Raw genomic sequence first — 16,846 nt, forward strand, 5'->3', positions numbered from 1 at the left:
GGTCTCCGGTCAGGCGCCGGCGTAGGGGCGCAGCTCCACGCCCTCCGCCGTGCGATGCGCGCGGGACCCCATGCCGTGCTCGAGCACCCAGCCGTAGTCGTGACCGGCTCCGCCAGGGTAGACGGCGAGAAAGGCGTACGGCTCGTCGCCCGTGTTCACGGAACGGTGCGCCCAGCCCGGAGGGATGTACCCGATCGTGCCGGGCTGCATGTCGAGCCACTCGGTGCGCTCGCCGTCGAACATGAGGAGGCCGCCGGTGCCTTTCAGCGCGAGGTAGATCTCGCCCTGATGGTCGGGGTGCTGGTGCCCCTTCGTCATCCACAGCTCGCCGGCGGTGGCGCCGGGCATGATCGTGGTGATCGACTGCGGCAGTTCGCGATCGATCTCGGGGACAGGGGAGCTGGTCACGGTGTAGACGACGGGATTCTCGCCCTCGGCGGCCTCGCGCCACGCCTGCTCATCGAGGAACAGCCCCTCCAGATCGGACATGCGACGGGTGAGCGTCGGCCCCTCGGGTGCGAGCGTCAGTCTCTCTGCGTCGAAGGCGATCGCGAACGGCGCGATCGGTGGGGTGCGGAACGCGGGCATCGTTACCTCCGGGCCGGGCGCGGCGCGCCTCCTGTCATTACAAGTTGGAGCATACCTGTTATTACAGGTTGGTGTCCAGCGTTCTGCCGGCCCCGGCCCGCATCGGTCGCGCCGGGCGCGCGGGGTGAGCGGCGAGGCATCCGCGTCAGCGCTGCGCGAGATCCGCATCCCGAGAACGCTCCTGCCGATCCCGACTGCGCGCCCGGTCCAGGTGCGCCCGCCCTGCGTCCTCGAACGCGCGCGTCAGCTGCTCGCGCCCGGGGTACGCGGCGTGGCCGGCCGGCAGCACGGCGAGCTCGAGCACGCCCGCGGACCGGGCCACGGCGTTCGCGATCGCGAACTGGCCCTGTGGCGGGACGTTCGCATCCCAGAGGGCCGCTTCCACGCGCACCGGGATCCGGTTCAGCAGCATCGCGGTGGAGGCGTCGAACAGCCGCAGCACGTCGCGGGCCGCAGGGTGGGCCTGCACGTGTCGGCGCAGGGCCTCGCCGCTGCCCAGGCATCGCACGGCGAGCCGTTCGTCGTGCTGCCCGAAGCTCGGCACGACGAGCGTCGCCGCGATGTAGCGGTCGTCCCAGGGCAGCGCCAGTGCGCCGATCCCGCCGCCGAAGCTCTCGCCGACGTACGCGAGAGGCAGCGGGCCGGCGAGCGTGCACAGCGCATCGGCGGCGAGCCACAGGTCGCGCGCGCACAGCCCCAGCACGGACCGGTCGGGATCCTCGAGTCCGGCGACGACGTGGTCGTCCCGCGTCGAGGGGGCGCCCACGCCGGTGTTGAGCGCGCCGAGACCGCGTGCCACGGGGAAGATCACCGCCGCGTCGTCGGGCACCCGGGCGAAGTCGGGTGCCGCCCGCCCGCCGTAGCCGTGCCCGTGCACGATGCCGATCCTTGCGGGGCCGCCGAGCGGCTCCGCAAGCCACGCACGCAGCCGGGTGCCGTCGGCGCCGGTGTGCTCCACGATCGACAGCCGACGACCGTCCTGCGCGCCGAGCGGGGTGCGCTCCGGTGAGACGTCGATGCGTTCCGCGTCCGCGCGCCAGGCCCGCCAGCGCTCGGTGAAGCCGTCCGGCACGGGCACGGGCTCCACGCGTCGCAGCGCGGGCGGATCGAAGCCGTAGGTGCCGTCGAGCTGCGCTTCGGGGAACCAGTCGCGATACGGGGCCGGGATCGTCATGGGCGGGTCCTCTCGGGCGGTGCCACGGCAGGCGACCGCACGCGACGGCCGCCGGTGCCTGCTCGACGGGGCGCCGGACCGCGGGGCGGGCGCATGGCAGACTGGAGCCGCGATCGGAAGGAGCGCAGGTGCTGGTATCGGAGCGTCGTGAGCGCATCCTCGCGCACGTCCGCGAGCGCGGCACTGCGACGATCCCCGAACTGGCCGGGATCCTGGGCGTGAGCCCGATGACGATCCGCCGTGACATCGACCTGCTGGCCGACGAGGGCGCCGTGCGCAAGGTGCGCGGCGGGGTCAGGGCCGCGCCGCTCGCCGGATCGCTGCGTGCGGCGGCAGGAACGGTCAGCGCGGAGCACCGGGCCGTGGCGGCGCTCGCCGCGGGTCTCGTCGAGCCGGGCATGGCCATCGGGATCTCGGGCGGGACGATCTCGCTCGCGCTCGCCGAGGCGCTCGCCGGGGTGCCCGAGCTGACCGTGGTGACCAACTCCCTGCCCGTGTCGGAGCTGTTCGCCGGGCCGGAGCGCGCCGACGAGCCCTACACCCAGACCGTCGTGCTGACGGGCGGAGTCCGCACGCCGGCGCAGGCGATGGTGGGTCCCGTGGCCGTCCGCGCGCTCGAGCAGCTGCACTGCGACGTCGTGTTCCTCGACGTGCACGGCCTGGACGTGCAGGCCGGGATGACGACGATGAACCTGCTCGAGGCGGAGACGGATCGGGCTTTCATGGCCGCAGGGCGCGAGGTCGTCGTGCTCGCCGACCATGGGCGCTGGGGAACCGTGGGACTCACGACCATCGCCGACCTGGACGAGATCGACCGCCTGGTGATCGACGCCCGGCTCGAGGAGAGCGCACGGGTGCAGCTCGCCGAGCACGTGGGGGAGCTGCTCATCGCAGACCTCGGCGAGGGCTGAGCGCGCGGAGGTCATCCTCGGCGGGAGCCGGAGCCGGACTGCGAGCCGGAGCCTGGGCGCGCGTCCGGTTCGGCATGCGCACCCGAGCCGGTGCGTGCGCGTCGACGGCCCGGCTCGGATCCCCCGACCGTGCTCCGGCGCTCGATCAGCCGGAAGCCGACGGTGACGTGCCGCACGGGCAGGTCCGCACCGGGCGGAGCGGTCAGCTGACGCTCCAGCTCCGTGAACGCGGCGTTCACGAGCTGCTCGTGATCGGGGGCGACCGTGGTGAGGGCCGGGATCGCGAAGCGCGCCGCGCGGATGTCGTCGATGCCGGTCACGGCGACGTCGTCGGGCACGGTGCGCCCCGCGGCGTGCAGTGCGGCCAGCGCGCCGAGCGCCACCGAGTCGTTCGCGCAGACGATGCCGTCGAGGTCGCCGATCATGCCCAGCATCTCGGCCGTCGCCCGTTCGCCCTCCTCGGCCGAGAACGCGGACACCTGCGCGACGGCTGCCGGATCCACGCGCACCCCGGCTGCCTGCATGCCCTCCATGTACCCGGCGTGGCGGCGATCGGCGGCGTCGGAGGGGCGCGCGTCGCGGCGCCCGATGAACGCGATCCTGCGGCGGCCGAGGCCGAGCAGGTGCTCCGTGGCGAGGCGGGCGGCGGCGCGGTTGTCGATCGTGACGTGCGTGAACGGGCTCGCCTGGATGTGCTCGCCGAGCAGGACCAGGGGGCCCGGGGCCGTGCGCCGGGTGAGGTCGCCGACCGTCAGCGACCGGGGGATGTGGATGAGACCGTCGATCGGGGGCAGGCCCACGCCGTCGGCCACGGCGATCTCTCGGGCGTGGTCGCCCTCGGTCTGCACGATGAGCACGGCGAGCCCGCGCTCATCGGCGCGGCGCACGAGCAGCGACGTCAGCTCCGCGAAGTACGGTTCCTCGAGGTCGGGCACCGCGAGCGCGACGAGCCCGGTGCGCGGAGCCCGGATCACCGGAACGGCACGCTGCGCATCGGTCCGGTGCGGATCGGTGGGGCGCATGACGGGCCTCCTCGCGGTCGTGCGTCGCGCCGGGAGCGATCGCCCGGCGCCCCTCACGTTAGCGCCGTCGGTCACGACTGCACCCGGAACGCGATCACGCGGGCCTCCGGCGCGCCGTTCGTGGACGTCACCACGAGCCGTGCCGCGACGAAGGGACCGGTCCCTTCGGGGATCGCGTGCACGCGCAGCCGGTGCCGGTTCGCCGTCTCCTCGGCGATGAGCGTCCAGTCGTCGGATCCGGCCCGCAGCACCTCGACGCGGTAGTCGCGCACGAGCTGCGGCAGGATCTCGTCCGGGCTGCGGTGGTGGTGCAGCGTGTTCAGCTCGAGGTCGACGTCGTCGTCGAAGACGAGGCGCACCTCGCGCGCGGTCACCGGATCCGGCCAGTCCAGCCGCAGCCAGGCCGGCTCGCCGGGCGAGAGCGGTGCGGACGCCCACATGTTCGGGCCGCCGAACGGGCGGTTGAAGCCCGACACGGCGCGGGCGGGCGCCAGCGCCTCGCTCTCCGGCTCGGCGCGGAACACGACCGCGCGCCCGCGCAGCGGCTTCGTCGGCCACTGCACGAGCAGCTCGTCCTGGCTGATCTGCACGTTCTGGTCGTCGTTGTCGGGCCGGTGCACGAGCGTGAGCACGCCCGGCGCGAGCGGGACGCCCTGCGGCGTGAGGTGGACCCGCACGGCCGGGTTCGCGCGCAGCACCACCACGGCGTTCTCGGGCGTGGCCGGGGCGAACGGCGTCTCCACCCGGATCCAGCCGGGTCCCCCCGCCGGCACCCGCACCGTCGTGGCGTGCTCGAGCCGCGCAGGGATCACGTTCTGCTTGCGTCCCGTGGAGTGCACCTCGACGGCGAGCTCGGTCTCCTCGTCCGCGGCGAGCAGCAGCTGCACCGCGTCCAGCCGCGGGTGGGCCGGGACCACGAGCCCGAGATCGTCGACGAGGGGGTGCTCCTGGGGATCCATCGTCTCCGCCGCGATGACCGAGCGGGTGGAGGACGCTGTGACCGCGGCGGTGCGCGCGAGATCCTCCGGATCCTCGTTCGCCACTCCGATGAGGCTCGCATCGGCGCGCAGCAGCAGCTGCCGCAGCTCGCCGCGGCGGGTGGCGTGCAGCTCGCGCGGCGTGAGGGCGTGCTCGACGCACATCGCCGCGGCCGTGCCGGCAGCCTCGCCCATCGCTGCGCAGGTCGCCATCACCCGCGCGGCGCCGAACGCGATGTGCGTCGCGGACACGTTGCGCCCTGCCATGAGCAGGTTCTCCACGTTCACCGAGTACAGCGAGCGGAACGGGATCTCGAAGACGCCCTCGCTGAAGCGCTGCAGAGCCCCGGCGCCGGTGGCGTACATGCCGTCAGCGGGGTGCAGGTCGATCGACCAGCCGCCGAAAGCCACGCCGTCGTCGAAGGAGGTCTGGCCGAGCACGTCGTTCTGGGTGAGCGTGTGGTCGCCGATGAAGCGCCGGTACTCGCGCTTGCCGGGCAGGTTCCCGATCCACTCCAGGGTGAGGTTGTCGGCGTCGAACTCGCCGGAGTTCTTGATGTGATCCCAGATCCCCAGGATCACCGAGCGCAGCTCGTCCCGGATCCGCTCGTTGTCGTGGACGATGTCGAGGCGCCCGCCCCACTCGATCCACCAGTAGTGCGCGCCGCTGTCGCCGGAGCGGATGATGCGCGACGACGGGATGGGGGTCGTCGTGATGTCCTTCGCGGATTCCGGGGCGACGTACTTCACCGGATGCCCGACGTCCTTCGTGTAGAAGAGCAGGGTCGATCCGAGGAACTCGCGCTCCGGCTCCTCGGGCGCCCACTCCTCGCCGAACTCGTCCCGGCCCTCCTTGCCTAGGCGGTGCCGCGCGCCCACGAGCGCGCCGACGAGACCGTCTCCGGTGCAGTCCAGGAAGATCGGCGCGGTGAAGGTCGTGCGGATCTCGGATCCGAGCGTCCAGCCGGTCACGGAGCGCACCCGCCGGGCGTCGTCGGGGCCCTCGGCGCTCGCCTCGATCACCTCCGTGTTCAGGAAGAGGTCGATGCCGGGCTCCCGGCGCACGGCGTCGAGCACCACGTCGTCCCAGTAGACGGGGTTGCCGTCGGGGTTGCGGTACTGGTTCTCCCGGTACAGCTCGCCGATGATCCCGGTCTCGCGCGCCCAGCGCTGGTTGCCGTGCGCGGTCGCACCGCACACCCACACCCGCACCTCCGACGACGAGTTGCCGCCCAGCACGGGGCGGTTGTTGATCAGCGCCACGCGGCGTCCGAGCCGGGCCGCGGCCACCGCCGCGCTGACGCCGGCGAGTCCTCCTCCGACGACGACGATGTCGGCATCGACGGTCTGCGTGCGCATGGGTTGTGCTCCTGAAGGGTCTGGTTCGCGTAGGGGAGGGGGAGCGCGGGCGCCGGTGGGCGGCGCCCGCGCTCGGGGTCAGGGCGCCACGGCGATGGCCTCGACCTCGTAGACGCGCGCCACGTTCGTGGTCGACGCGGAGGGGGTCTGGATCACCAGGCGCACCGCGTCGGCGACGACGCCGCCGGCGTTCGCGGTGACGGTGCCGGCGGTGTTCCCGGTGAACGATCCGATCTGGGTCCAGCCCGCCGCGGTGCGCGCCTCGACGGCGAAGTCCCTGAGCACGGACAGCGCGGGGTCGCCAACGGAGTAGCCGCTGCGCACCCGTACGAGCTCGAGGGGCTGCGCCTGCGCCCAGGTGACCGTGAAGGTCGGGTGCGCGTCGCCGGTCGCGGAGATCCACCGGCTCGCGTCGGTGCAGACGCCGTCGATCGCGCGCTCCGGGCCGGTGTCGGTGCGCAGCTGGGAGGACGCCGTCGCCGTGCCGGTGCGGGCGAGGTTCACGCCGCCGGAGTCGCCGCGGATCCCGGCCACGACGTCCGCCACGGTCGCGGACGACGACGGGGTGCCGGTGCGCGGCACGCGAGCGTAGGTCAGCGTGCCTTTCTCCGGCGCGGAGAGGTAAAGCACGTCGCTGCCGTCGGCGGCGGTGGCGGCACGCAGGCGCTGCTGGCCGGACACCGGGGCGCCGATCGCCGTCGCCGACCATGCCGACCCCGTCGAGGACAGCATCACGACCTGGCTGCGGGCCGTGCCGCAGTCCGGCATCGACAGGACGGCGTAGACGCGGGTCTCGGAGCCGGAGCGGGTGGCGTCCACGGCGGCGATGGTGTCGATCCCGCCGCCGAGGGCGTGGGTGTCGATCAGCGTCTGGTCCGTCCAGCCCGCGCCGCTCCACGTCGCCCAGTGCACGTCGAACGCCGTGGAGCCCTGCTGCGCGTAGCGATACGAGACGCCGACGAGCTGTCCGTCGGCGACGGCCATCTTCGCCGTCTGCACCGCGGGCGCATCCGGAGAGACGGTGTTCACGGTCTCTCCGGGCGCGAACGTCCGCCACACCGTCGCGCCCGGATCCGTCGGCCGCACGGGCGCGGTGAGCGTCGTGCCGGCGACGTCGCGGAAGACCTTGGTCGCCGGGTCGTAGACGACGTACGAGCCGAGGTGGCGATAGGGGCCGGCGGGCCACGGGCCCCACTCCCAGAGGATGTGCACGCGGCCGCTGTCGTCGACGGTGAGGTCGTCGGCGTAGAACGAGTAGCCCACGGCGGACGCGATCATGGTCTCCCTGGTCCACGTGCCGGTGGCGAGCGAGTAGTGGTACAGCACGCCGTCGCGGCGCCCCTGCGGGTCGGCTCCGACGCGCACCATGAGCCAGGCGTCGCCGTTCGCGCCGGGCGCGGTGACCGGATAGGAGATCGCGGCGCCCTGGTCGGGCATCTCGGCGCTCACGTCGACGAGCGAGGTCACGTCGCCGCGACCGTCGAGCGGAAGTAGTGCCATGGCTCGTGGTGCATCGAGACGAACGCGTGGATCCGGCCGGATCCGTCCACGACGATCGAAGGCTGATTGTGCCCGTTGTCGTCGAGGAAGTCCGCGCAGGCGCCCGCGGTCGTGCGCAGGCATCCGGTCGTCCAGGTGCCGTCGGCGGCGCGGGCCGCCAGATGCACCTGGTGCCGGCCGGTCGTGGCCGTGACGTTGTACGCGAAGTACGTGGTGTCGCCGACCACGGCGAGCGGGTTCCACCAGCCGGACTGGTTCGAGGCGTCGACGGTGACGGGCACGGTCTCCAGGGACGGGGAGGACGGATCGGCGACCGCCGCGGGAGCGGCGAGCACGGAGAGAGCCACGACGGCAGCGGCCGCGATGCCGCCCCAGGTGCGCAGAGTCATCGCGAGCCTCAGCCGATCAGCTTCTGGGCTGCCTCGCCCGCCTGCGCCATCGCGTCCTTCGGGCTCTGCTGGCCGATCAGCACCGCCTGCACCCGCTCGGCGACGGCCGTCTCGACCTGTGCGTACTGCGGGTACACCCAGAACGGGTTGGTGGTGGCCGTCTTCGTGATCCGGTCGGCGAACTGCTTGCCGAACGTGTCGGCGGTCACGGTGGGCGACGACTGCGCCTCTTTCGTGACCGGCGGCAGGCCCCGCATCTTGTAGTCGCCGAGCACGGCGTCGAGGTCGCTCGTCGACCACTGGCCGAAGTCGGCCGCCGTGCGGGTGCCCTTGTCGTCGCCGACGATCACGACCGCTCCGCCCCAGACGAGGGCGCGCGGCGTGTCGCCCTTCTTCAGCACCGGACGCGACTGCGCGACCAGCTTGCTCGCCAGGTCCTTGTCCGGGGAGTCCTTGGTGACGGCCGCGCGCCCGACCGGGGCATCGTCGTAGATCGCGGTGCGGCCCTGGGCGAACAGCGAGCGGGCGTCGAAGCGATCGACGTCCGCCGCGATGAGGCCCTGGTCGTACAGCGCCTTGTACCAGGTCACGGCCTCGACGCTCTCGTCGTCGCCGATCGTGACCTTGCCGTCCTTGACGAGGGGGCTGCCGAAGGTCTGCATCCAGATCAGGATGTCCTTGAGCTGCGCCGCCTTGGTCGAGGCCGCATAGGGGATCAGCCCGTTGCCGAGCGCCTTGAGCTTCTTCAGCGCCGCCTCGTAGTCGTCGACGGTGACGGGGAACTCGTCGACGCCCGCCTTGGCGAGCAGCTCGGAGTTCGTGACCAGGCCGATCGCGCCGATCGTCCACGGGAACCCGTACTGCACGCCGTCGAACTGCGCCGCCTTGAGGGCGGCCTCGGTGTAGCCGCGCCCCTTCGTCAGCCCGGACACGTCCTGCAGCTTGCCGAGGGCGGCGAGCGAGGCGAGCCATGCCACGTCCACATGGGCGGCGCCGGTGAACTGCCCGCCGCGCACCTGCAGCATGAGCTGCTTGAAGTACTCGTTGTAGGGGAACGAGACCTCGGTGATGGAGACCTTGTGCGTGGCCTTGTAGCCGTCCAGCAGCGCCTTGATCGCCGGCGCGGCGGCCTCTTCCGTGAGCGACCAGCTTGCGAAGGAGAAGTCGGCGGGGGTGAAGGATCCGGCGGCGAGGCCCGACGGGGCCGCGCTCGGGCCGGCCGCGGCGCCGCCGCTCGGCATGCAGCCGGCGAGTGCGATGCCGGCTGCGCCGAGCCCGGCGAGGGAGAGCAGCTGGCGGCGTGAGATCGGGGTGGAGGACATGCGTTTCTCTCTTCTTCGAGGGGGCGGGTCGGTCAGCCCTTGACGGCGCCGGCGGTGAGGCCGCCGACGAGGTACCGCTGCAGGGCGATGAAGGCGATGGCGACCGGGAGGGACACCACCAGGGAGGCGGCCATCAGTTCGGGCCAGGCGGTGGCGGCCTCTCCGATGAACGTGTTCACGAGCCCCGGCGGCAGGGTCTGCTTGTCGGGACCGGCGAGGGTGAGGGCGAAGATGAAGTCGTTCCAGCCGCGGACGAACGCGAACAGCCCTGCGGCGACGAGCCCGGGCGCGGCCAGAGGCATCACGACGGAATGGATGATCCGCAGACGCGAGGCGCCGTCCATCCGGGCGGCCTCGATGAGCTCGTCCGGGATGGTGTCGAAGAAGCCCTTGAGCATCCACACGCACAACGGGAGCGTGAAGGTCGTGAACGACAGCACGAGCGCCGTGTACGTGTTCAGCAGGCCGTACGCGGAGAACACGGCGTACAGGGTGATCAGCAGCAGTGCCTGGGGGAACATCTGCGACGCCAGCACGAAGTACATCAGGCTGCGCCGGCCGCGGTAGCGGAATTTCGAGAAGGCATAGCCCATGTACGCGGACACGATCACCGAGAGCACCGTGGTGATCACCGACACCACGACGCTGTTGCGCAGGTAGCCGAACAGCGCGGGGTTCGCGGCGAGGGCGGCGTAGGCGTCGAACGTGATCTCGGCCGGGAACGGCTTCGGCGGATAGGAGAACACCTGCCCGCGGGGCGTGAGCGACGTCGCGAGCAGCCAGTACACCGGCAGCAGGGCGAACCCGCCGAAGACGACGATCGCGATCCAGGCGCTGACCGTGACGGCGCGGCGGTCGCTGCGGCCGCGGCGACGGCGGGGCGCGGGGGCGGTGGGCGCGGCGGCAGGAGCGTGCTGCTCGAGGACGGCGGTCATCGCTTCTCCCCTCTCTCCGAGAAGCGGACGTAGACGACGACGAGGCCGAGGAGCAGGATCATCCAGAGCAGGCCGATGGCGCCCGCGTGCCCGAGATCGAATCCCGTGAACGCGGTCTCGTAGACGGCGGTGGCGAACGTCTGGGTGGCGCCGGCGGGGCCGCCGCCGGTGAGCACGTAGATGATGTCGAAGTGCTGGAAGTTCCAGATGAACTCCAGGAGCAGGACGAGGCCGATGATGCCCCGCATCTGCGGCACGGTGATGGAGAAGAAGCGGCGGATCGTGCCGGCGCCGTCGATCTCGGCCGCCTCGTGCAGCTCGTGCGGCACGGTCTGCAGGCCGGCCAGCAGCATGACCATCATCCAGGGGAACGACTGCCACGTCTTCGCGACGATGACCGCGATCATGGCGGTCGCGGGATGCGCGAGCCACGCCTGCGGCTTGTCGATGAGCCCGACGCCCTCGAGCAGCGCGTTCATCACGCCGTAGTTGGCGTTGAAGATCCACATCCACAGGAACGACACGACGACGCCCGGGATGAGCCACGGGATGAGCATGACGCCGCGCAGCACCTTGGTGCCGCGGATCTTCGTGCTGAGGGCCAGGGCCAGGCCGAATCCGATCACGAACGGTGCGAGCGTCGTGCCCACGGTGAACACGAGCGTCTGCCCGAGCAGGCGCAGGAAGTCTCCCTGCAGCACGTCGACGATGTTCTGCACTCCGACGAACTCGCGGCCCGGCGTGACGAGGCTCTGCTTGAAGAACGCGGTCACCAGGGCCGTGATCAGCGGATAGACCACGACGGCGAGAAGCAGCGCGAGGCCGGGGACCGTGAGCAGGAACGCGAACATCCCATCGCTGAGGCGACGAGGCTTTGCGCGTGATGCAGAGTGTGAAGAAATGGTTGCTTCTGTCATCGAGGACATCCTTGGCCGGGAGAGAGATGGGCGGCGGTTCGGGTGCCGCTGCTCGGTTTCCTCAGTATTTCCGCCCCTGCTTGTTCACGTCAACATGGAATGGTCACGATAAGGTAACGAGCAAAAGTGGTAACTCAGTTGTGAAGTCTGTGATTTTCTGTGGCGATGTGTCGCGCTGACGGACGATTCCGCGCCGGATGCGCTCAGACGATTCAGATCGATGCTTGATCGTCGATTATCGATTGCGCTAAGGTCCTGAACGTCGCGAAGATGCCACGACCGGCGGGCCGGATCCTGGCGCGGAGCGACGGCAGTCCCTCCCAGACCGGTACCGCCCCCAGACATCGGAGACGCGATGAAGCGTGCACTGACCACCCTCGCCCTCGCCGCCCTGCTCGGCACCGCCCTCGTCACCGGCGGCACGGCCGCCGCGGCCGCCGCCGCAGACGGCGCCCTGTACATCGCGCCGGGCGGGGACGACACCGCCAGCGGCGCGATCGATGCCCCGCTCGCGACCCTCGAGGGCGCGCGCGACCGGATCCGCACGCTCAAGGCGTCCGGATCCCTGCCCGCCGGAGGCACCACCGTCTACCTCCGCCAGGGCACGTATCAGCGCGACGCGTCGTTCCAGCTCGACGCGCAGGACTCCGGCACCGCGGATGCGCCGATCACCTATCGCTCCTATCCGGGCGAGCGCGCGACGCTCAGCGGCGGCAGGACGCTGCCCCGGGACGCCTTCACCGGTGTGACGGATGCGGCCGTGCGCGACCGCATCGTCGAGGCGTCGGCGCGCGACAAGGTGCAGCAGATCGACCTGCGCGCCCTGGGCATCACCGACTACGGGCAGCTCAGCCGGCACGGCTACTGGAAGGCGAACGACGTCAGCACCACCCCGCCGATGGAGCTCTACATCGAGGGACAGGGGATGACGCTCGCGCGCTGGCCGAACGCCGACGCCGTCAAGCCCACGGTGCAGATGGGCGACATCGTCGACCCCGGCCCCACCAGGAAGGACGCCGACCTGCAGGATCGCGGCGGCACCTTCACCTACGGCTACGACCGGCCGAAGTACTGGACCCAGGCCACGGACGTGTGGCTGGACGGGATCTTCGGCTACAGCTGGGAGTGGTCGTACAACAAGATCCAGGCGATCGACACCGAGAAGAAGACGATCACGCTCCGCTACGGGGAGATGAGCGGACTGCTGAAGAGCTGGTTCCCCGACTTCCACTTCGCGCAGAACCTGCTCGAGGAGCTGGACGCGCCCGGCGAGTACTACATCGACCGGGACAAGGGCGTGCTGTACCTCATGCCCAACGCGGCCTTCGCCGCCGGTCGCGGAGACATCACGGTCACCACGCTGAAGGATCCGATGCTGCGCACCGACGGCGCCTCGTACGTGACCTTCGACGACCTCGTCCTCGAGTACGGGCGCGCCACGGCCGCCGTGATCCTCGGCGGGTCGCACGTGACCGTGTCGCACAGCGACATCCGCAACTTCTCCGACGGCGGCGTGCTCATCAACTCGCCCGGCCGCTACACCTACGACGGCATCCCGGTGAACCGCGGCGGCGTCGACCACGCGGTGACCGACAGCCGGCTCACGCACATCGGCGGCATCGGCGTGGTGCTGCAGGGCGGCGACAAGACGACGCTCGCGCCCGGCCGCAACCGCGTGGAGAACTCCGAGATCGCCGACTTCGCGTACTACCACAAGGCCTACAACCCGGGTGTGATGTTCGACGGCGTCGGGAACATCGCGAAGAACAACAAGATCCACGACGCGCCGCACCCGGGCATCATCGTGTACGGCAACGACCACCTGTTCGAGCGCAACGAGGTCTACGACGTCTGCAAGCAGTTCCACGACCTCGGGGCGATCTACATGAACTCGGGCAAGACGCCCCAGCAGCGCGGCCACGTCTTCCGGGAGAACTACTTCCACGACATCGGCGTCGGCATGGCCGGCGTGGAGGGCATCTACGCCGACAACTTCACCTGGGATCTGGAGATCACGAAGAACATCTTCGTGAACATGGGCAACTCGGGGATCAAGAGCGGCTCCGCCGACTACATCGAGGCGCGCAACAACATCTTCATCGACAACCTCGTGCCCTACGACAACTACGAGCAGTGGATGGGCGACCAGGAGGGCAACGTGGTCGACCGAGACTACATGCCCGCGTGGAAGCAGGTCTTCGCCGACAACAACGACTTCGTCGGCACTCCGTATCTGGAGAAGTACCCCGAGCTCGGGCACTTCTTCGAGGACAACCACTACTACCCCGACCACAGCACGTTCGCGCACAACGTGGTGTGGAACCCGCACCGCACGCCTTCTGGGCTGAACGCCCAGGGCGCCAAGGACGGCAAGAACCTGCTGAACTACGACACCAACATGGTCGCCGCCTCCGACCCCGGCTTCGTCGACGCCGCGCACGGCGACTACCGGCTCAAGCCGGACGCGGCGGTGTTCACGCAGATCCCGGGGTTCCAGGACATCGCCTTCGACAAGATCGGGCTGCAGGGGAGGGTCGGGCAGTCGCAGTCCCCGGAGCGGGTCGCGCTCGAGGGGATCGCATTCCAGACCGACGCGGTGCGCGTCGACGTCGGGCACGACGTGCGCGCGGCGGCCGTGCCGCTGCCCTGGAACGCCGCCGACGCCGCGGTGACCTACGCCTCCGCCGATACCACGATCGCGACCGTGCGCGCCGACGGCACGATCACCGGGGCCGCTCCGGGGAACACGACCGTCACGGCGACGTCCGTCGCGAACCCGTCGCTCACGGCGACCATCGCGGTGACCGTGGACGAGGGCGACGGCGTACTGCACTTCACCGACTTCGAATCGGGCGCGAACGGCTGGCCGACCGACCCGAACCGCAAGATCGTCGATGACGGCACGGGCGATCACGTGTACCGGATCGTGAAGGGCGCCAATGCGCAGCTGCCCAGGGACTTCACCTCCTTCGTCCTGGACGTCGACGTGACCACGCCCGCCGGAGCCGCACCGGCCGGGTCCGGCTTCGTGATCTACGACCGCAACGGCAAGGGCGGCGGATACATCCGGTACCGCAACGCCGCCGCGGGCCCGACCTGGACGATCTTCGACGACGCCTGGAAGGTCGTCGCCGAGAAGGTGCTCCCGGCCGATCAGGCGCTGCCCGGCGGGAAGACCTCGCACGTGCGGGTGGCGGTCCAGGACGGCCGGATCCGCGTCTCCGTCGGCGGCGCGCTCGTGATCGACGGTGCGGACCCCGCCCGCGGTGCCGCCGGACGGGTCGGCTTCTACGTGGAGGGGTACCCGTCGCTCGACTTCGACGACATCGGCTTCTCGATCTCCGCGGTGCCGGTGACGGGGCTGACCGTCGACGTCGCCTCCGCCGCGATGAACGTCGGGGAGCGCCGCACGGTGACCGCCAAGATCGCTCCGGAGGACGCGAGCGACCTGCGCGTGGCCTGGAGCAGCGCCGACCCGTCGATCGCGACGGTCGACGCGGCCGGCCGCATCACCGCGGTCGGGCCGGGCTCGACGACGATCACGGCCGCGTCGGTCGCGGAGCCCAGCGCCACGGCCTCGGTCGCGGTGACGGTCGTGGACGCGGTCTATCCGACGACGCGGCTGGACGCGCAGCTCAAGGACGCGGCGAACTGGAGCGCCTCCAGCGTCATCTCGGTGACCGATGCCGGCGTCTCGATCACCGGCCAGGGCGTGCACGGCTACAAGGCCGAGCGCTTCGGTGACACGCTCCTGCAGTTCGACGCCGACTTCGGCGCCTTCGACGGCGGCTGGTACGGGTTCCAGGTGCGATCGGACCAGACCGGGATCCCGGCGTGGCAGAACTCGAACACGGGCTACCTGTTCCTCATCAAGCAGGACACCTTCGAGTTCCAGAGCTGGACGCCGGGTCAGACGATGCTCGACGTGATCCCGAACACCGTCATCGCGCCGAACAGCACGCACCGGATCGAGGTCGGCGCCCTCAAGGAGGACGCGGGCACCCGCCTGGTGCTGCGGGTCGACGGCAAGACCGTGTGGAACACGCTCGACGCCCGCCAGAACCTGCGCATCGGAGCGGACGGCTTCTTCAACCTGTACCACTACGCCAAGACGAACACCCTCACCGTGCGGCCGACGCCGGTCATCACGGGCATCTGCTGGGCGGCCGAGGCGGATCCGAAGACCCGCTACGCGGTCGGCGATCCGATCGACGTCACCGGCATGGTGCTGGGCGTGCGCTGGAGCGACGGCAGCCTCACGACCGCGCAGGTCGCGGAGGATATGGTGAGCGGATTCGACAGCAGCAAGGTCCACCCGCGCCAGACGCTCACGATCGCCTACGAGGGGCAGTCGACCACGCTGGACATCTCGGTGCGACCCAAGGTCAAGCAGGACGAAGAGGAGGTGCCCCGATGCGGGTGACGTTCATCGGAGACTCGATCACGGACGCGGGCCGCGACAGGACGGATCCGTATTCCTTCGGGGACGGCTACGTGTCGCTGCTGGCGCCGGAGCTGATGGCGGGCGGCGCGATCGTGCGCAACCTCGGCATCGCCGGTGACCGGGTGGCCGACCTCGCCGCGCGGTGGGATGAGGAGCTCATGCCGACCGCTCCGGAGCTGCTCACCGTCTACGTCGGGGTCAACGAGGTCTGGCGGCGCTTCGACAGCGACGACCCCACGCCCACGGCGGTGTTCGAGCAGACGTACCGCGGGCTGCTCCGGCGAACGGCCGAGGCGCACGCCCCGAGGCTCATCCTCATGGAGCCGTACCTGCTCCCGGTGCGGGCGGAGCAGGAGGGCTGGCTGGACGAGCTCGCGGAGAAGCGGGCGGCCGTCGCCCGGCTCGCCGCGGAGTTCGGCGCGGCGCGCGTGCCGCTGCACGACGTGCTCACCGCTGCGGCCGAGGGGCGCGATCCGGCCGAGCTCGCGCCCGACGGGGTGCATCCGACGCCGGCCGGATCCCGTCTCATCGCGGACGCCTGGACAGCCGCGTGGGGCATTAGCGATAGTCGATAATGGATCTAGAATGAGCAGCATGACGGATGCGCTGGCCTCGACGACCCTGCAGCGGGGGCTGCTGTCGGATCAGATCTACTCGATGATCAAGGGGATGATCAAAGACTCCACCCTGGCCCCGGGGGAGCAGCTCGTGGAGTCGCAGCTGGCGCGCCAGCTGCAGGTGAGCCAGGCGCCCGTGCGCGACGCGCTGAAGCGGCTCACGCACGAGGGCCTGGTGTCGCAGGTGCGGCACCTCGGCAGCTTCGTCGCGAGCTACTCGCCGGAGGAGGCGGCGCAGGCCAAGGTCGCCCGGGTCGAGCTGGAGGCGCTCGCGGGCCGGCTGGCCTGCGGGGCGCTGGACGAGGAGCGGCGCGGCACGCTCGCCGCACTCATCGCCGCGATGCACGAGGCCGCCGAGGTCGCCGACCTGTCGCGCTTCCGCGAGCTGGACTTCGTGTTCCACCGCACCGTGATCGAGGCCAGCGGCAACGTGTACCTGCCGCGCATGTGGGATCTGCTGGAGCCGAGCCTGCGCGTCATGCACGTGCTCGGCGACCCGGCCTTCACCGGCGATTGGCACGAGGTCGCCGACTGGCACAAGGGGCTGCTGGACGTGCTCGACGGCGGCGACGCCGAGGCGGCCTCCGCGCTGTTCCGCGCCCACGCAGCCGGCACCCTGCTGAACGACTGACCGCCGCGCCCCGGCGGCCCTGCGCCCCGCGGGGGCGCGCCGTCGGAGCGTTCGGCTGCC

At 71.0% G+C, this 16,846-nt stretch carries 13 protein-coding genes; 4 read left to right on the top strand and 9 right to left on the bottom strand.

Annotation, left to right across the window (positions count from 1 at the left end; all coding sequences use genetic code 11):
• Positions 1–9: 9 nt before the first annotated feature.
• Together AERO9AM_RS02050 and AERO9AM_RS02055 are read right to left on the bottom strand one after the other, a co-directional pair.
• Positions 10–588 (bottom strand): glucose-6-phosphate isomerase family protein, encoded by a 579-nt coding sequence (locus AERO9AM_RS02050; RefSeq protein ID WP_159574669.1) that lies wholly within the window; start codon positions 586–588, stop codon positions 10–12.
• Between the two features lie 145 nt (positions 589–733).
• Positions 734–1,762, bottom strand: a complete 1,029-nt coding sequence (locus AERO9AM_RS02055) for an acetylxylan esterase (RefSeq protein ID WP_201298557.1) — start codon at positions 1,760–1,762, stop codon at positions 734–736.
• 128 nt (positions 1,763–1,890) lie between these two features.
• On the opposite strand from AERO9AM_RS02055, the gene AERO9AM_RS02060 reads away from it, so the two are divergent.
• On the top strand, positions 1,891–2,673 hold the full coding sequence (locus AERO9AM_RS02060; RefSeq protein WP_159574670.1) for a DeoR/GlpR family DNA-binding transcription regulator: 783 nt from the start codon (positions 1,891–1,893) through the stop codon (positions 2,671–2,673).
• Between the two features lie 11 nt (positions 2,674–2,684).
• Here AERO9AM_RS02060 and AERO9AM_RS02065 read toward each other — a convergent pair whose 3' ends face one another.
• The 7 genes from AERO9AM_RS02065 to AERO9AM_RS02095 all read right to left on the bottom strand — a co-directional run bounded on the left by AERO9AM_RS02065 (position 2,685) and on the right by AERO9AM_RS02095 (position 11,028).
• Positions 2,685–3,695 carry a LacI family DNA-binding transcriptional regulator gene (locus AERO9AM_RS02065; RefSeq protein ID WP_201298558.1) on the bottom strand — a complete coding sequence of 337 codons (1,011 nt, stop codon included), beginning with the start codon at positions 3,693–3,695 and terminating at the stop codon, positions 2,685–2,687.
• A 71-nt stretch (positions 3,696–3,766) separates the two neighbouring features.
• On the bottom strand, positions 3,767–6,031 hold the full coding sequence (locus tag AERO9AM_RS02070; protein WP_159574671.1) for an FAD-dependent oxidoreductase: 2,265 nt from the start codon (positions 6,029–6,031) through the stop codon (positions 3,767–3,769).
• A gap of 78 nt (positions 6,032–6,109) precedes the next feature.
• A complete protein-coding gene (locus tag AERO9AM_RS02075; protein WP_159574672.1) occupies positions 6,110–7,531 on the bottom strand; it encodes a BNR-4 repeat-containing protein in 1,422 nt (473 codons plus the stop codon).
• Positions 7,495–7,920, bottom strand: a complete 426-nt coding sequence (locus AERO9AM_RS17555; protein WP_159574673.1) for a BNR-4 repeat-containing protein — start codon at positions 7,918–7,920, stop codon at positions 7,495–7,497. The genes AERO9AM_RS02075 and AERO9AM_RS17555 overlap by 37 nt, the downstream gene beginning before the upstream one ends.
• Before the next feature lie 8 nt (positions 7,921–7,928).
• Positions 7,929–9,242, bottom strand: coding sequence for an extracellular solute-binding protein (locus tag AERO9AM_RS02085; RefSeq protein ID WP_159574674.1), 1,314 nt, complete (start codon positions 9,240–9,242; stop codon positions 7,929–7,931).
• Between the two features lie 32 nt (positions 9,243–9,274).
• Entirely contained in the window at positions 9,275–10,177 is a 903-nt protein-coding gene (locus tag AERO9AM_RS02090; RefSeq protein WP_159574675.1) for a carbohydrate ABC transporter permease, read from the bottom strand.
• Positions 10,174–11,028, bottom strand: coding sequence for a carbohydrate ABC transporter permease (locus AERO9AM_RS02095; protein WP_159574676.1), 855 nt, complete (start codon positions 11,026–11,028; stop codon positions 10,174–10,176). Before AERO9AM_RS02095 ends, AERO9AM_RS02090 begins: the two co-directional genes overlap by 4 nt.
• 421 nt (positions 11,029–11,449) lie before the next feature.
• Here AERO9AM_RS02095 and AERO9AM_RS02100 point away from each other — a divergent pair, with 421 nt between their 5' ends.
• From AERO9AM_RS02100 to AERO9AM_RS02110, 3 genes are read left to right on the top strand one after another with little or no spacing between them, the layout of a single operon-like run.
• Positions 11,450–15,517 carry an Ig-like domain-containing protein gene (locus tag AERO9AM_RS02100; RefSeq protein ID WP_159574677.1) on the top strand — a complete coding sequence of 1,356 codons (4,068 nt, stop codon included), beginning with the start codon at positions 11,450–11,452 and terminating at the stop codon, positions 15,515–15,517.
• Complete coding sequence (locus AERO9AM_RS02105; protein WP_159574678.1) at positions 15,508–16,113, top strand: SGNH/GDSL hydrolase family protein; 606 nt, start codon at positions 15,508–15,510, stop codon at positions 16,111–16,113. The genes AERO9AM_RS02100 and AERO9AM_RS02105 overlap by 10 nt, the downstream gene beginning before the upstream one ends.
• A 19-nt stretch (positions 16,114–16,132) precedes the next feature.
• Positions 16,133–16,786: a GntR family transcriptional regulator gene (locus tag AERO9AM_RS02110; RefSeq protein WP_159574679.1), complete on the top strand. Its 654-nt coding sequence runs from the start codon at positions 16,133–16,135 to the stop codon at positions 16,784–16,786.
• Positions 16,787–16,846 lie beyond the last annotated feature (60 nt).

Origin of the sequence: Microbacterium sp. 8M (assembly GCF_902506375.1) — a bacterium.
GTDB lineage: Bacteria > Actinomycetota > Actinomycetes > Actinomycetales > Microbacteriaceae > Microbacterium.

Excerpts from the sequence above, each read along its gene's own strand:
- AERO9AM_RS02050 (WP_159574669.1), bottom strand. The coding sequence starts at position 588 with ATGCCCGCGTTCCGCACCCCACCGATCGCGCCGTTCGCGATCGCCTTC.
- AERO9AM_RS02055 (WP_201298557.1), bottom strand. The coding sequence starts at position 1,762 with ATGACGATCCCGGCCCCGTATCGCGACTGGTTCCCCGAAGCGCAGCTC.
- AERO9AM_RS02065 (WP_201298558.1), bottom strand. The coding sequence starts at position 3,695 with ATGCGCCCCACCGATCCGCACCGGACCGATGCGCAGCGTGCCGTTCCG.
- AERO9AM_RS02070 (WP_159574671.1), bottom strand. The coding sequence starts at position 6,031 with ATGCGCACGCAGACCGTCGATGCCGACATCGTCGTCGTCGGAGGAGGA.
- AERO9AM_RS02075 (WP_159574672.1), bottom strand. The coding sequence starts at position 7,531 with ATGGCACTACTTCCGCTCGACGGTCGCGGCGACGTGACCTCGCTCGTC.
- AERO9AM_RS17555 (WP_159574673.1), bottom strand. The coding sequence starts at position 7,920 with ATGACTCTGCGCACCTGGGGCGGCATCGCGGCCGCTGCCGTCGTGGCT.
- AERO9AM_RS02085 (WP_159574674.1), bottom strand. The coding sequence starts at position 9,242 with ATGTCCTCCACCCCGATCTCACGCCGCCAGCTGCTCTCCCTCGCCGGG.
- AERO9AM_RS02090 (WP_159574675.1), bottom strand. The coding sequence starts at position 10,177 with ATGACCGCCGTCCTCGAGCAGCACGCTCCTGCCGCCGCGCCCACCGCC.
- AERO9AM_RS02095 (WP_159574676.1), bottom strand. The coding sequence starts at position 11,028 with ATGTTCGCGTTCCTGCTCACGGTCCCCGGCCTCGCGCTGCTTCTCGCC.
- AERO9AM_RS02100 (WP_159574677.1), top strand. The coding sequence starts at position 11,450 with ATGAAGCGTGCACTGACCACCCTCGCCCTCGCCGCCCTGCTCGGCACC.
- AERO9AM_RS02105 (WP_159574678.1), top strand. The coding sequence starts at position 15,508 with ATGCGGGTGACGTTCATCGGAGACTCGATCACGGACGCGGGCCGCGAC.
- AERO9AM_RS02110 (WP_159574679.1), top strand. The coding sequence starts at position 16,133 with ATGACGGATGCGCTGGCCTCGACGACCCTGCAGCGGGGGCTGCTGTCG.